Below are 15,067 nucleotides of genomic sequence, written 5' to 3' on the forward strand. Positions count from 1 at the left end.
ATGAAAATGAAAAAATATATAGTAAAATATGCTTTAGGTCTTCTAATCGGATTCGGGACATTAGTGTCTTCATGTGATCTGAATGTGGATCCTAGGCAGTCAATTGACGCTTCCCAAGCTTTGGATACACCTGATGGTGTGGAAGCTGCAGTGAATTCAGTTTATGCAAGGTTAAGACAGACCACTAACTACGGAAGGAACCTTCTTGCTTTGTCTGATGCTTTGGCGGATGTGGGTAGGACGACATCTAATTCAGGTAGGTTAATTCAAGAAAATAACAATCAACCAAACGCCCATTTCAACTCAATTCCTGGTTCAGGTTTAAGTTTTTGGCAGAACTCTTATTTTGCTATTAATGAAGCAAACCTGATACTAGATGCTATTAGTACTGGTGTTACTGGTGCTTCTGCAGCGCAATTAGCAAGATGGGAAGGGGAATTGAAATTCTTAAGAGCCTTATATTACTTTGACCTTGTAAAAGTATATGCTTATATTCCAACTGCTATTTATCAGCCAGGAGTTGTAGATGAAGGTGGTGTTCCTATGCCTTTGGAAGGTTCCATTACTTCTGATATTGCATTCACTAGAAATTCCCCAAGATCAACAATTCAACAGAATTACACTCAGATTGTAGCTGATTTGAATGATGCAATCCGTTTATTAGGTACTTCAAGCCGCGCTGGTGTTCAGTTTGCATCTGTGGGTGCTGCCCAAGGGTTGTTGGCAAGAGTATATCTATACATGGGCCAGTGGCAGAATGCTGTTACCGCATCAACTGCTGCTTTAGCATCTAATGCGGGAACTGTTTTGAGTGGTCAAGCATATATTGATGGCTGGAGAGCATCTATCCACCCAGAATCAATGTTTGAAGTAAGATTCCAAATTGCAGGTGAATCCATTGGAGTAAACGAATCTTTGCAGTCATCTTACACTGTTTTGCTGAACTTGTCCAATAAGAATGCTCAAGGTGGTTGGGGTGACTTTGTTCCAAACCAAACTGTGTTAAATTTCTTTGGACTTGCTCCGCGTCAGATTGGTGAACCTGCCACTAACAATAACAATTGGGATGTTACTAGAAATTCTGATGTTAGGGCCCACTTGTATACCACTGGTAGTACTGTAAGAGGTGCAAGAAATATTGAATGTATCAAATTTATTTCCAAGGCTGGTTTTGCTTACGGTGACAATGTGCCTGTTATCCGTAAGTCTGAAATGCGTTTGATCAGAGCCGAAGCCAACTATCAATTGGGTAATACTGGTGACGCACTAACCGAACTGAATGCATTCAAAGGTTTAAGAGGGTTGCCTGCTGTTACCTTAACAGGGGAAGCTATCTTAGAGGAAATTTTGTTGGAGAGATTCAAAGAATTTGCCTTTGAAGGTCACAGATTCTTTGATTTGAAGAGATACGGAAGAAGCATAGATAAAAGATACCTTGCTGGAGGATCTATTATTAACTTTGATGATTTCAGAATCCTTCCGCCACTTCCTCAAAGAGAAGTTGATGGTAACGTAAACCTTAACCAAAACAGAGGATACTAAAATTGAAAAAACATATGAAAAAGATAATATCCCTATTTTCTCTTGTGATGGTTTTCTTGCTAGGATCTTGCATCGAGCAGAACTATCCGATTTGGGAGGGAGCTGTTGTTGAATTTCAAACAGCTGTAACCACTGCCCCTGTTGCAGGTCAAACGTATCCTAGAGTGACTGTTGCTAATAATGTTCAAGGTGGCGTAGTAAACTTACAGGTTAATTTGGTAGCTAGACAGCGTCCAAGTGATGAAACTATCACTTACAGGGTTGTACCTGAAGGCACTACCGCAGTTCAAGGAACAGACTACAATGTTACAGGATCTCTTGTTATTCCTGCCAATTCCTCAACTGCCAACTTGACTGTTCAAATAGTCAATACTGGTGCTATTGGTGGTTTTGTTGACCTTTTGTTGGAACTGGAAGGTAATGCTAACATTCCTGCAAGTGAAAACTACAAAAGAGTTCAGGTTAGAATAACTAGACCTAACCCACCTGCAGCTGGATAATTAATATTTAAATAATTTAACTTAAAAGGCCGGATTTATTCGGCCTTTTTTTTAGATTTACAAAATGAGAAAGTTTAGTTTAAGTTTACTGGTTTTATTATTGATTGGTGGTTTGGGAAACCAATCGGTGGCTCAATTGCAACTGCTTAGGGATCAAGTTTCTGGTAACCCTGTAATGGCCAATCCCAATCCTGATGTGAATGGTACTCCTTATTGGAGTGGTTTTGAAGAGGGTAAAATAATTTTTTCCGAAAAAGATACCGTTGAAAATCTTATGATTGCATTTAATGCATTCAATCATACTTTGGTTTATCAAGTGGAGAGAGACTTAGTGGCTTATACACCTGGTAAGATTTCAGGGTTTATTCTTCAATCTAAATCTAATCCTCAACTTTTCAGGTCAGGATATAATATCCCTAATATAGGCCCTAATCGTTTTGTGGAAATACTGGTTGACGGTAAATATACTTTAGTGTCACATAAATTTAAGAGAATTACAGATGACCCTGGTGCTGCTTATGGCGCTCAAAGGGCAAAAGCCTTTGTTAATGCTGAAGATTTGTACGTTTATAAAGAAGGTCAGCCTTTTTTATGGCGTGCCAAGAAAAAGAATTTAATAGAGTTTTTCGGAAATGAAGGTTATCAAAAGATAAACCAATTCGCTGACACCTATAATCTTGATTTGAAGGCAAAATCTGATATTAGAAGATTGATTCATTTCCTAAATCAGGAAAAATAGTTTTGATAGTTGGTTTAAAACAAAAACGCATCATAAATTGATGCGTTTTTGTTTTTATACTGGTTTATTAAGCAACCTGTAATTTTTTGAATTTAGATTTGTCAAACTGACCTTTGGCGTATTTCACGTCGATTACCAGTTCTTTGACGCTATCATCAGAAGGTAATTCATACATGGCGTCAGTAATGATGGCTTCACAAATCGATCTTAAACCTCTGGCCCCAAGATTATATTCAACTGCCTTGTCTACTATGTAATCTATTCCGCTTTCTTCAAACACCAAGTTTACCCCCTCCATAGCCATCAATTTAATGTATTGTTTCGTAAGTGCATTTTTGGGTTCTGTCAAAATACTTTTCAAAGCTGCTTTGTCCAGAGGATCTAAGTGGGTTACTACAGGTAATCTGCCGATCAGCTCTGGAATTAACCCAAATGATTTTAAGTCCTGTGCTGTTACATACTGCAATAAATTTTGTCTGTCTACTTGTTGCCCTTCCTTGGATTTATTGAATCCCAATGGTTGTGTGTTCAACCTCCTGGCGATATGCCTGCCAATTCCATCAAAGGCTCCACCACAGACAAAAAGGATGTTTTCCGTATTGACAGCGATCATTTTTTGATCAGGATGCTTTCTTCCTCCTTGGGGAGGAACATTGACTACAGTGCCCTCCAATAACTTCAGAAGGGCCTGTTGTACACCTTCACCGCTTACATCTCTGGTTATGGATGGGTTATCAGACTTCCTGGCGATTTTATCGATTTCATCAATATAAACAATGCCACGCTCAGCTGCTTCCACATTATAATCTGCAGCTTGAAGTAGTCTGGTAAGAATACTTTCAACGTCTTCCCCTACATAGCCAGCTTCTGTCAATACTGTTGCATCTGCAATGCAGAAAGGTACTTCCAAAACCCTTGCAAGGGTTTTGGCCAAATAAGTTTTTCCTGTACCAGTATCACCCACCATGATGATGTTTGATTTTTCAATCTTTACCTCATCCTCGTCGGTATTTTTCTGTAAAAGACGCTTGTAATGATTGTAAACCGCAACTGTCAACACTTTTTTTGCATCGTATTGACCTATCACGTACTGATTAAGGTACTCAGTAAGTTCTTTTGGTTTTTTCAATTTGAATTTAGGACTTTTGGTAGTCTTTTTACTTTTCTCCTCTTCTCCTAAAATCTGATAGGCTTGATCAATGCAAAAATTGCAAATATGTGCCGAAATGCCCGACACCATCAAGTCTACATCTTTTTTGTTTCTACCGCAAAACGAGCAGGTAACTTGTGCCATTATTTATCTTTTTGGTAATAATACTTCATCAATGAGCCCATATTCTTTGGCCTCTGGCGCTTTCATCCAATAATCTCTGTCTGAATCTCTTTCGATTTCTTCAAATGTTTTACCAGAATGGTCAGCTAGGATCTGATACAATTCTTCTTTCATGGATAGGATGAGCTTTAAAGATATTTCCATGTCTTTTGATTGCCCCTGCATGCCTCCTGAAGGTTGATGGATCATTACTCGTGAATGTTGAAGTGCAGATCTCTTCTCTTTTGCACCACCCGCCAATAGTACGGCTCCCATTGAAGCAGCAATACCTGTGCATATCGTTGCTACATCTGGTTGGATATATTGCATGGTGTCATAGATGCCCAATCCTGCAGTTACAGATCCACCAGGGCTGTTGATATACAACAAAACGTCTTTTTTGGGATCAGTGGACTCCAAGAACAACAACTGTGCCGTGATGATGTTTGCAATGAAATCATCCACTTGCGTACCTAAGAAAATGATTCTGTCCATGATCAATCTGGAAAAAACATCAATTTCACGAAAATTGGTTGGTCTTTCCTCAATCACGGATCTGGTCATGTTTTCCACGAAAGTGGAGTATTGGTCAAATGCATTGCCGCTGATGCCTCTGTTATGGACAGCGTATTTTCTGAATTCGTCTCTGTTGATCATGATTTTCCTTTTATGTATTGTACAAAAATAAAAAAAGCCCTTACTAATAAGGACTTTTTAACAACGTTTTAATCGGATAATTAGTTTGCCAGTAAGTCCTGGAATTTATCCACAGAAATTTTTTCTACTTTTACCTTGGCCTTCTCTTTAACAAAAGCCAATACTTTGTCATTTTGAACAGATGTCAGCATCTGCATGTAATTCTGACCTTCATTGCCCTTAAGGTAATTGTCTACAAACATATCCATGCTTGCTTCAAGCTGCGTGGATAGGCCGGAGGAAGCAAATTGCTCTCTGATCATTTCCTTAGTCTTCTCAATTACATCCTCATGTTCTGCCTGAATTTCATTGTTTTTGGCAATTTCATTGGAAATGATCGTCCATGATAATTGCTTGGCATAAATCGGGTATTCTTTTTCTACTTGCTCAGCTGTGACTTTTCCGTCATTTGCTTTCAACAACCATTCTTTAAGGAATTCTTCAGGAAGCACAAGGTTAGTTTTGGCAACCAACTGATCTTTGATTTTCTCATCACTGAATACTTTTAATTCCTTGTTGTAGTTTTCAGCCATGATTTCCCTTACCTTATTTTTAAGGGATTCTTCTGAATCTACCTGGCCTTCACCAAAAAGTTTGTCGAAAAACTCCTGATTCAAATTAGCCAATTCTGTTCTATTTATATTTTGAACAGTAAAAGTAACTTTACCGCTCAGTTTATCAAGTTCTTCTTCAGTCACTCCAATTACAGTAGCAGCATCTTCTTTGATTGCCTTTTTAATTTCAAATTCAATTGTATCTCCTATTTTAAGCCCAATGAATTTTTTCAAAGATTTACTGTCTACCTTAGAAAGCGGGAGGGAGAATGTTTTTTCAAATGAACCGTCTGCTGACTTCAGATCACCATATAGAAAATCATTTTCCTCACTGATTTCTGGATTTATCATTTTGCCATACTGGCTCCTTAGGTTGTTGATGGTGTTTTCAACCTCTTTTTCATCCATATCAATGCTGTAAAGGGTAGCATCGATATTGTTGTCTAATTTTACCTCGACATTCTCAACAAAACCGATTTTATATTGGAATTCAAATTCCTTCTGGGTATTCCAATCAATTTTTTCTGCATCTTCAATTACAGGAAGAGGATCACCAAGAATTCTAAATGTTTGGTTTTTTAGATAGTCATTCAGAGATGTAGAAAGAATATTGTTGATCTCATCCACTAATAAGGTGGTGCCATACATTCTTTTTACCATAGAAACAGGAGCCTTGCCAGGTCTAAAGCCTCTGATATTGGCTTTTTTTGCATAATCCTTAAGTTTCGAATCAACCTTAGGTTGATAATCTGCTTCAATTAGTTTAATTTTAACTGAAGCTTGATTTGCTGAATGTTTGTCTAACGTGATTTCCAAGGCAGTCTGATTTTGTTTTGATCTTAATTAAAAACCCTCAATCTCCTTTCTCGTCCCTTATGCCGTGGCATTTTGGAAGACTGAAACGTGATTGAGGGCTGGAAAGCGTGCGGATGGAGGGACTCGAACCCCCATGCCTCGCGGCGCTAGATCCTAAGTCTAGTGCGTCTACCAATTTCGCCACATCCGCTTATTTGTGGGCACAAAGGTAATAATGAAATTTAAACTTGCAAAAGTTGATCAAAAAAAATCCTGCAATTTTGGATAAATAATTCTCGAATAAGCTATTAATTTTGATTTGGAAATTGGCTATCCCAATAATATATGATTCAAATAGATTTAGAGGAAGAGAGGAAAGAAATACTAAAGCGGTATAGAAAAGTGCTCCGTACAGCAAAACCCATGTTGAAACCAGGGGATGCCAAGATCATTAAAAAGGCATTTAATGTGGCCAGTGAGGCGCACAAAGAGATGCGCCGGAAATCCGGAGAACCTTACATCTATCATCCTTTGGAAGTGGCCTTGATCTGTGTAGAGGAAATCGGATTAGGAACTACCAGTATCGTTTCAGCTTTATTGCATGATGTTGTGGAAGATACGGACATGGAGCTGGAGGATATTGAAAGGGAATTCGGTACCAAGGTAGCCCAGATAATTGATGGGCTTACCAAAATTTCCGGAGTTTTTGAATATGGATCATCCCAACAGGCGGAGAACTTTCGGAAGATGTTACTCACACTTTCTGATGATGTGCGGGTGATTCTCATTAAATTGGCAGATCGCCTGAACAACATGCGGACTCTGGAAAGTATGCCTCGACATAAGCAATTGAAAATTGCCTCCGAGACCATGTACCTCTATGCGCCATTGGCTCATAGATTAGGTTTATATGCCATCAAATCAGAACTTGAAGACCTTTATTTAAAGTACACCGATTCCGAAACCTACAATTATATCATCCATAGGATAAGTGAAACGAGAGTTTCAAGGAATAAATTTATCAAGTCGTTTATCCAGCCCATAGAAGAAGAACTCCAGACCCAAGGTTTTGAATTCACTATCAAAGGGAGACCCAAATCTGTTTATTCCATCTACAATAAGATGAAAAAACAGAATATACCTTTTGAAGAAGTTTTTGACCTTTTTGCGGTGAGAATTATTATCAACAGTAAACTGGAAGAGGAAAAGGCTGATTGCTGGCAGGTTTATTCTATTGTAACTGATTTTTATAGACCCAATCCAGATCGCCTCAGAGATTGGATCAGTACGCCAAGGGCAAATGGTTATGAATCTCTACACACTACAGTAATGAGTAATACCGGTCAATGGGTAGAAGTACAGATCCGCACAGTAAGAATGGACGATATCGCAGAGCGGGGATATGCAGCGCATTGGAAATACAAAGAAATTGAGGCTGCCAATACAAGAAGTGGATCCGGCTTGGATGAGTGGATTACCCAAGTAAGATCCCTACTTGAATCCAATGATGGCTCTGCTATTGAATTCATGGATGATTTTAGAGGGAACCTTTTTCATGATGAAGTCTTTGTTTTTACTCCTAAAGGAGAACTGAAGGTATTACCATTCGGTGCCACTGCGCTGGATTTTGCTTTTGAAATCCATACTGAAGTCGGTGCAAAATGTATAGGAGCAAAAGTCAATCAGCGCTTGGTGCCCATCAACCATAAGTTGAAAAATGGTGACCAAGTTGAGATTCTGACTTCCAATAAACAGAAGCCAACTGAAGACTGGTTAAATACAGTAGTCACTTCCAGGGCCAAGGCCAAAATTAAAGATGCGCTGAAGGAAGAAAAAAAATCCACCATGATGGATGGAAAAGAAATCGTTCAGCGCAAACTCCGGCAGATGAAGATGGATTTCAATTCTGAAATCGTAGAACAGCTTAGGGCTTACTTCGAAACAAAAACACCCAATGAATTTTATTATAAAGTAGGTAAAGGGATCATTGATCCCACTTCCATTAAGAGCTTTAAAGACTTCAAAGAGCAGAAAAAGCAGCGTGGAAAGATTACCAATGACAAAGTGAAAGATGAATCTTCTTTTACTAAAGAAATAAAAAATATCAAAGGTCCTGACCATGATCAATTGCTGATCGGAGAAGATATGGATGTAGTAGACTATATCCTGGCAAAATGCTGTAATCCCATCCCAGGAGATGATGTTTTCGGATTTGTGACGGTCAACGAAGGTATCAAAATCCATAGAACTTCCTGTCCAAATGCCCTCGAATTGCTCTCTAATCATGGAAATCGGGTAATTAAAGCCAGATGGACCAGTCAACAGGAAATAGCTTTTCTTGCCGGATTGAGGATTGTGGGAACAGACAGGGTTGGATTGATCAATGATGTGACCAAGGTGATTTCCAATGAGCTTAAAGTAAATATGCGTTCAATTACAGTGGATTCTGATAGCGGAATTTTTGAAGGAACTATCAAACTATATGTGCATAGTACCCAACATTTGGAAAAACTGATGTCTAACCTTGGCAAGGTAGAAGGTGTCATCAAAGTTACAAGATTTGATTAGTAATGGAAGTTTTACCAAATCTGCCCTATAAGGCAAAGAAATAACACTTGATTGAGGTAGTTTAGGAGTCTTATTTGAATCATTTCTAAATAAGATCCGTTATATTTGCAAAAAATCAGCTGAGCATGGCCCTAAACGAAAGTCTTTTTGAGGAAGTAAAAAAAATATTCACAGCCTACTTGGAGAATAAAAAGTTGCGAAAGACACCTGAAAGGTATGCGATTTTGGAGGAGATTTATGGCAGGACGGGACATTTTGATGTGGAGTCATTGTATATCTCAATGAAAAATAAAAACTACAGGGTGAGCAGAGCTACTGTTTACAATACCTTAGACCTTTTGGTTGAGTGCGATTTAGTTACCAAACACCAGTTTGGGCAAAATCTGGCCCAATTCGAAAAATCTTATGGTTATAAACAACATGATCACTTGATTTGCGTAGACTGCAATCAAGTATTGGAGTTTTGCGATCCACGGATTCAGAATATCCAAAATACCGTTGGAGATATTTTAAATTTCCAAGTATTGCACCATTCCCTGATACTTTACGGTAATTGTAAAAAAGAAAATTGCGAAAACAGACCATTGGTATGAAATTGACCTATAACATCGAAAAAGAACAAAAAGCTTATTTTTTACATGTCAAAGGAGATCTGATAGGAGATGAAATCGGGCCAAAATTGGTAGAATTTGTTTCTGACGCTGTAAATGAAAATATTAAATTTTTTGTCATTGACTTAAGCCAAATCAGGTACATCAGTTCAAGTGGAATAGGCCTATTGATTACAATGTTGACCAAGATGAGAAATGCTGGAGGAGAGGTATATTTGACTTCACCATCAGAACATGTCAAAAAGCTTTTGATTATTACCAAATTGAATAACATTTTCACTGTTTTTGACTCCATTGAGGAAGCAAATACCAAGATAGGTAAGCAAGAGTAGATCAGTTTTTTGATGGGTAATTAGAGATAGGACCGCATATTAACCTCCTGTTCTTTAAATGTATTATATTTAGGCATTGTATTGTTGTTGACAATAAATGTTGTAAAAAATGTTTTACTTTTTCTGAAGTTAATACGGACTCATAATAAATAAAGACTTTTCCTTGCAATTATTTAACCTTATTCCAAATTTCACGCTTTAAATTTCAGTAAATACGAAATCAACATAAACAATGAAAATGGATATACTTTTGGGCCTACAATGGGGAGATGAAGGAAAAGGAAAGGTAGTAGACGTACTGGCTCCCCAATATGATGTAGTAGCCCGGTTTCAGGGAGGTCCCAACGCAGGGCATACCCTCGAATTTGATGGAATCAAGCATGTATTGCATCAGATTCCATCAGGGATTTTTAGAGAGAATATTCTGAACATCATTGGCAACGGGGTGGTTTTGGATCCTGTGATCCTCAAGAAAGAGATCGAGGGCTTGCACAAATTCAATATTGCATTCAAAAAGAACCTCTTCGTTTCCAAGAAAGCTACCATTATTATCCCAACCCATAAATTATTGGATGCGGCGTATGAAAAGTCTAAAGGTGATAAAAAAATTGGTTCAACCCTGAAAGGTATAGGTCCAACTTACCAGGACAAGATTGGTAGAGTGGCTTTGAGAGTAGGGGATATTTTGGCCGAGGATTTTCAAGAAAAATATGAGGCTTTGGTTGAAAAGCATAAGACCATCCTTTCTTTCTACGAATTTGATCTTGCACAACTGCCTGAATTAGAACAAGCATTTTTTGAAGCTGTGGAATTCTTCAGAACCCTAAATTTGGTAGACAGCGAATATGAGGTCAATGATCACTTGAATGCCGGTAGAAAGGTGTTGGCAGAAGGTGCACAAGGATCTTTATTGGATATTGATTTCGGGAGTTATCCATTTGTAACCTCTTCAAATACAATGGCGGCAGGTGCATGTACTGGTCTAGGGGTTGCCCCGTCCAAAATCGGAGAAGTCTATGGGATATTTAAAGCATATTGCACCAGGGTAGGCAGTGGACCTTTCCCAACCGAATTATTTGATAATACAGGTGAGGCAATGAGGAAAGAAGGGAATGAATTCGGGTCAACCACAGGAAGGCCTAGGAGGTGTGGTTGGATTGATCTTCCTGCTTTGAAATATTCCATTATGATCAATGGAGTGACTCAATTGTTTATGATGAAGGCAGATGTTTTGAATATTTTCGAAAAAATTAATATCTGTACACATTACGAATTACCGGATGGAAGTAGGGTAGATAGGTTAACATATGAACTTAATACAGATAATGTTAAACCGGTTTATAAAACTGTTCCGGGATGGCATACCTCTCTTTCGGAAGTGGCAAGCTATGAGCAGTTTCCAAAGGAATTAAAAGATTATGTAAAGTTGCTGGAAGATGAATTAGAAGTTCCGATTAAGATGGTTTCAGTAGGGCCGGACAGGAAACAGACTATTATGAGATAAAGCAAATAGAGAAGGCTTACTTAAATGGTAAGCCTTTTTATTTTTTAGGATAATCTGTAATTTCAGACTTCAAGGATTTTCTTAACTGATGATAACAAAACTGAAATTATTTGAATGGGTAATATTTTTTCAAAAATACTTTCTGATGTTTTTGTTTTCAGTTATTTCATTTTCGTCCTATTCTCAACTAGGATTTCCTTATTGTGAAACATTTGATGGAGGCAATGTCCAAAGCAATACGGCTTTTGGTGGAACTGCAAGGTTGTTGGATGGTGTGATCAGGTTAACGGACGCAGGAGTAGATCAAAATGGATATGTTTATATTGATATTCCCTTTCCTTCTGCCTATGGTCTCAAGGCGTCATTTGAATATTATATATATGGTGGAAGTGGGGCGGATGGATTGTCTTTTTTTTTATTTGATGCTGAAACTCCAAATTTTACTCCAGGGGGATTTGGTGGTTCGCTTGGTTACGCCCAAAGAAATAATCAGTCAGGCCTTTCCAGAGGCTATTTGGGAATTGGATTTGATTCATTTGGGAATTTCGGGAATTCATCTGAGGGGAAAACCGGTGGCTTTTTTGGGGTAGGTACTGGCTTGGTTCCAAATACTGTAGTGGTCAGAGGCCCAGGTAACGGCTTGACAGGTTATCCCTTTGTGGTAGGAAGAAGGACAATGGAATCAGGCAATGATGGTATGCGGCCGGACAACCAGTTTACTATCAGCTCGGGAGGATTGAATACCACTCGAGTAACTGACCCAAATGTCCCTGGGTATAGGAAAGTGTTCATTGAATTAGAACCCAATCCTCTTGATGGAGGATATTTTTTGACCGTTAGGATGTTGGTGACCTTTAGTCCTGGCCAAGCGCAGATGTTGACTATTTTTGACCGGCCATATTATTTTGAGGCCCCAAAAAACCTTAAAGTCGGGTTTGCCGCTTCCACAGGTGGTTTTACCAATATACATGAGATCGATAATCTAACAGTGGAAGTATTTGATTTGGATGGATTGGAGGAGCCATTGGCTAAAAATATCGATGACAAAGCTTCCTGTGCTTCTCAGGAAAATACTTTTGAAATCACCCTGAACGAAGTCGAACTGTTCAATGAAAATTCCGAGATTGCCTGTTTGCAGTTTTATCCTTCTTTAGAAGCGATTGAGGAAGAAGACAGCGATGTGTGTTCAAGAGCAAAGTGCAGACCGGAAAATAGGGTGCTGGAATTGCCTCAAGGGGTTTTTAGAGCTGCGGATGTTGGAGGGAAATTTACATTTTTTCCCAATCCTGATTTCATAGATGATACAGTTAAAGTTTACTTTACTGTAACGGATAATTACGGAAAAACTTCAAAAGGAAAATACATTAGCCTTTTGATACAAGAATCCCCTGATCCAGTAAGCCTAGTGGCAGAGGGAATGCTAAGCAATGTAGATCAGGTAAGGAAATGTGAAGGCGAAGGAGTCCTTTTGAGAGCAGATGGGGATGAAGACTATTTTGCTTATGAGTGGTATCTCAATGACCAACTTTTACCCAATTCGAATGTTCCTGAATGGATGGGAGTAGCACCAGGGAGGTACCAAGTAATCGCCTATAATTCCAAAAACTGTCCAGCAGCTTCAGCATATTTTGAAATTATTAATCCTCCATTTCCTGTCATAGAGATCGAAGATAGAATTGTTGGATGTGAGCTTGGTGTTGGTTTGGATATTCGGGACTATATTCCAAATTACGATCCTTCCATTTATGATTATGAGTTGGAATCACCTTTGGGGATATTTTTTGGGAATGAGGAAATGTCTGATGTCCAGATTTCAGGCAAATATCTCTTAAGGGTAAAACACAAAGATTTGGAATGTTGGTCTTCAGCCATTCCCTTTGAATTGATCATCAGTACCATTCCTTTGATTCCTGATTTCGATTACGGCGTCGATAGTACAGGTGTCAAAAGCGAAGAAGAAGGCGGAATATTCATAGATGATCCTATAAGATTTGAGGATTTATCTAAAGGCAATGCTGTTTCATGGGAATGGGATTTTGGAGATGGAGCTAAAAGCACGGAGCAGAATCCTGTCCATACCTTTGGGAGGAAAGGTGTTTTTCAAGTCAAATTGACTATTGCCAATAGCTTGGGCTGCACAGAGTCAATAATTATTGAATTGCCTCTTAAATTATCTTATAGGGTGATGATTCCCACTGGATTTACGCCAACATTACAAGAGAATAATTTTTTTAGACCCAAAACCAAGGGAATTATTGCTATGGAAATATACATTTTCAATCTCTGGGGTAATTTGGTTTTTAAATCTGAAGGTGTTAGTACTTTGGGTTGGGATGGTAAAATCAATGGCGAACTGGCCCCGGCAGGAAACTATGCGTACAGGATTAAAATGAGTAGTATTGAAGGAGAGGTTATTGAAGAGAGTGGAAGATTAACTTTGATAAGGTGAGAAAGCTATTAGCTGTCATATTTATTTCACTTCTTATAAAGTCCGGGTATGGGCAGGATATTCAATTTTCACAATTTTATGCTTCTCCACTTTTTTTGAATCCAGCCTTTGCCGGCAGCGCAGAGGTTAGTAGGTTTGGCATTAATTTTAGAAACCAGTGGCCTGGTTTAGATCAGACTTTTATAGCTTACTCCGCTTATTTTGACCATTTTGTTAATAATAAGAATTCAGGGATAGGTTTAATAATCAATGGAAGTTATCAAACGCTTAATAACCTTGCAAATAATGAAGTGGGTTTAGCATATTCCTATAGACTGAAAATTGGAAATGGGTCCTTTTTGCATATGGGCGCTCAAGGTAGTTATGCTACCCGCTCGGCTGCATTCGATGAGGTGGTACTGAGTGCACAGCTGGATATAGATAGGGGAGTGGTGCTTCCTGGTTCAGTTAATGGTTTTCCAGAGGATAGGACAAGGACCTTTTTAGATGTGCATTCGGGTTTGTTGTTTTATAATGATAAAGTTTGGTTTGGAGTTTCAGGGCATCACTTAACCCAGCCAAACATTTCTTATATAGAAGGAGATTTCGATCCTTTAGAGATTCGGGTCAGCATGCATGGTGGGGTTAAATTTGATCTTCCAAGGGGTGTTATCAATGATTTTTTGAATAATACAAGGCAGGAGAGGACACTCGCTTTTGCATTTAATTATAAAAGGCAGGGATTGTTTGACCAATTGGACTTGGGCGCGGAACTGTTTTTTGATCCTGTAATCCTAGGCGTATGGTACCGGGGGCTCCCCACAAGAATCGGGCTACCTAACAATGAAGCTTTAATCGTAATGTTGGGTTTTTTATTTGAGAATGGGGTTCAGGTCGGTTACAGTTATGATTTTACCTTATCCGCATTAGGATGGAGGAATTCAGGAGGGGCTCATGAAGTTTCGGTCAGATATGATTTTATCCAACAGCTTTGGGGTCCCAGGAATCGAAAAGGCCTACCCTCCTTTAAATTTTGAGTCGGGAATTTGAAGTTTAAATTTTTTTCTGCTGATAATCAGCTGTCTTTTTTGAATTGTGAAATTATTTCTGTTGGTGCTTTTGTAATTGAGAAAAAGAGTTGCACCTTTGCATTCCCAAACGACGGGAGGCAGAACAAATCACCCAAAATACATTCTGCATTGATTTACTGAAGACTTAGAAAAAAGAATAAAAAAATTTAATTTCTGGTTTTGTAAAATAAAATTTTGAATTACCTTTGCACTCCTGTTAAACGGAACAGGTGTTAAATAGATCGGCGCTTTAGCTGACGAGCCGTACCTTAAGGTTACGGATAAGTTCTTTGGGATACTGGAATACGAAACGACACAATAACAGGTAAAGACGAATGTTTTTACTCCCTGAAGTCCGGAAATAATGGATCTGCCGTAAAGGCGGATCCGGAAAAAACTTTACAATGGAGAGTTTG

12 protein-coding genes and 1 tRNA gene are annotated in these 15,067 nt (G+C 38.6%); 9 read left to right on the plus strand and 4 right to left on the minus strand.

Translation table 11 applies throughout. From position 1 onward, the window contains the following. From CLV48_RS17465 to CLV48_RS17475, 3 genes are all read left to right on the plus strand, one after another. Entirely contained in the window at positions 1–1,542 is a 1,542-nt protein-coding gene (locus tag CLV48_RS17465) for a RagB/SusD family nutrient uptake outer membrane protein (protein WP_106568579.1), read from the plus strand. 14 nt (positions 1,543–1,556) lie between these two features. Further along, positions 1,557–2,042, plus strand: coding sequence for a DUF4843 domain-containing protein (locus CLV48_RS17470; protein WP_106568580.1), 486 nt, complete (start codon positions 1,557–1,559; stop codon positions 2,040–2,042). Between the two features lie 64 nt (positions 2,043–2,106). After that, on the plus strand, positions 2,107–2,781 hold the full coding sequence (locus CLV48_RS17475; protein WP_106568581.1) for a hypothetical protein: 675 nt from the start codon (positions 2,107–2,109) through the stop codon (positions 2,779–2,781). A 67-nt stretch (positions 2,782–2,848) separates the two neighbouring features. On the opposite strand, the gene clpX is transcribed toward CLV48_RS17475, so the two are convergent. The 4 genes from clpX to CLV48_RS17495 all read right to left on the minus strand — a co-directional run bounded on the left by clpX (position 2,849) and on the right by CLV48_RS17495 (position 6,349). Beyond that, the gene (gene clpX, locus CLV48_RS17480) at positions 2,849–4,075 is read right to left on the minus strand and encodes an ATP-dependent Clp protease ATP-binding subunit ClpX (protein ID WP_106568582.1); all 1,227 of its coding nucleotides are present in this window, start codon (positions 4,073–4,075) and stop codon (positions 2,849–2,851) included. Between the two features lie 3 nt (positions 4,076–4,078). Further along, positions 4,079–4,750, minus strand: a complete 672-nt coding sequence (locus CLV48_RS17485) for a ClpP family protease (protein WP_106568583.1) — start codon at positions 4,748–4,750, stop codon at positions 4,079–4,081. Positions 4,751–4,830: 80 nt separating this feature from the next. Beyond that, complete coding sequence (tig, locus tag CLV48_RS17490; protein ID WP_106568584.1) at positions 4,831–6,159, minus strand: trigger factor; 1,329 nt, start codon at positions 6,157–6,159, stop codon at positions 4,831–4,833. 108 nt (positions 6,160–6,267) lie between these two features. Next, positions 6,268–6,349 (minus strand) — tRNA-Leu (locus tag CLV48_RS17495). A 134-nt stretch (positions 6,350–6,483) separates the two neighbouring features. On the opposite strand from CLV48_RS17495, the gene CLV48_RS17500 reads away from it, so the two are divergent. The 6 genes from CLV48_RS17500 to CLV48_RS17525 all read left to right on the plus strand — a co-directional run bounded on the left by CLV48_RS17500 (position 6,484) and on the right by CLV48_RS17525 (position 14,618). Continuing rightward, positions 6,484–8,706 (plus strand): RelA/SpoT family protein, encoded by a 2,223-nt coding sequence (locus tag CLV48_RS17500; protein ID WP_106568585.1) that lies wholly within the window; start codon positions 6,484–6,486, stop codon positions 8,704–8,706. 125 nt (positions 8,707–8,831) lie between these two features. Continuing rightward, positions 8,832–9,299, plus strand: coding sequence for a Fur family transcriptional regulator (locus CLV48_RS17505; RefSeq protein ID WP_106568586.1), 468 nt, complete (start codon positions 8,832–8,834; stop codon positions 9,297–9,299). Further along, entirely contained in the window at positions 9,296–9,649 is a 354-nt protein-coding gene (locus tag CLV48_RS17510) for an STAS domain-containing protein (RefSeq protein WP_106568587.1), read from the plus strand. The genes CLV48_RS17505 and CLV48_RS17510 overlap by 4 nt, the downstream gene beginning before the upstream one ends. A gap of 232 nt (positions 9,650–9,881) precedes the next feature. After that, a complete protein-coding gene (locus CLV48_RS17515; RefSeq protein ID WP_106568588.1) occupies positions 9,882–11,153 on the plus strand; it encodes an adenylosuccinate synthase in 1,272 nt (423 codons plus the stop codon). A gap of 145 nt (positions 11,154–11,298) precedes the next feature. After that, on the plus strand, positions 11,299–13,602 hold the full coding sequence (locus CLV48_RS17520; RefSeq protein ID WP_245889600.1) for a PKD domain-containing protein: 2,304 nt from the start codon (positions 11,299–11,301) through the stop codon (positions 13,600–13,602). Then, positions 13,599–14,618, plus strand: coding sequence for a PorP/SprF family type IX secretion system membrane protein (locus tag CLV48_RS17525; RefSeq protein WP_106568590.1), 1,020 nt, complete (start codon positions 13,599–13,601; stop codon positions 14,616–14,618). The genes CLV48_RS17520 and CLV48_RS17525 overlap by 4 nt, the downstream gene beginning before the upstream one ends. Positions 14,619–15,067 lie beyond the last annotated feature (449 nt).

Origin of the sequence: Cecembia rubra (assembly GCF_003014575.1) — a bacterium.
In the GTDB taxonomy this organism is placed as follows: Bacteria; Bacteroidota; Bacteroidia; order Cytophagales; family Cyclobacteriaceae; genus Cecembia_A; species Cecembia_A rubra.

Bases quoted from the DNA above. Each gene is read 5' to 3' on its own strand.
- CLV48_RS17510 (WP_106568587.1), top strand. From the start codon at position 9,296: ATGAAATTGACCTATAACATCGAAAAAGAACAAAAAGCTTATTTTTTA.
- CLV48_RS17485 (WP_106568583.1), bottom strand. From the start codon at position 4,750: ATGATCAACAGAGACGAATTCAGAAAATACGCTGTCCATAACAGAGGC.
- CLV48_RS17520 (WP_245889600.1), top strand. From the start codon at position 11,299: ATGTTTTTGTTTTCAGTTATTTCATTTTCGTCCTATTCTCAACTAGGA.
- clpX (WP_106568582.1), bottom strand. From the start codon at position 4,075: ATGGCACAAGTTACCTGCTCGTTTTGCGGTAGAAACAAAAAAGATGTA.
- CLV48_RS17470 (WP_106568580.1), top strand. From the start codon at position 1,557: ATGAAAAAGATAATATCCCTATTTTCTCTTGTGATGGTTTTCTTGCTA.
- CLV48_RS17500 (WP_106568585.1), top strand. From the start codon at position 6,484: ATGATTCAAATAGATTTAGAGGAAGAGAGGAAAGAAATACTAAAGCGG.
- CLV48_RS17475 (WP_106568581.1), top strand. From the start codon at position 2,107: ATGAGAAAGTTTAGTTTAAGTTTACTGGTTTTATTATTGATTGGTGGT.
- CLV48_RS17465 (WP_106568579.1), top strand. From the start codon at position 1: ATGAAAATGAAAAAATATATAGTAAAATATGCTTTAGGTCTTCTAATC.
- CLV48_RS17505 (WP_106568586.1), top strand. From the start codon at position 8,832: ATGGCCCTAAACGAAAGTCTTTTTGAGGAAGTAAAAAAAATATTCACA.
- CLV48_RS17515 (WP_106568588.1), top strand. From the start codon at position 9,882: ATGAAAATGGATATACTTTTGGGCCTACAATGGGGAGATGAAGGAAAA.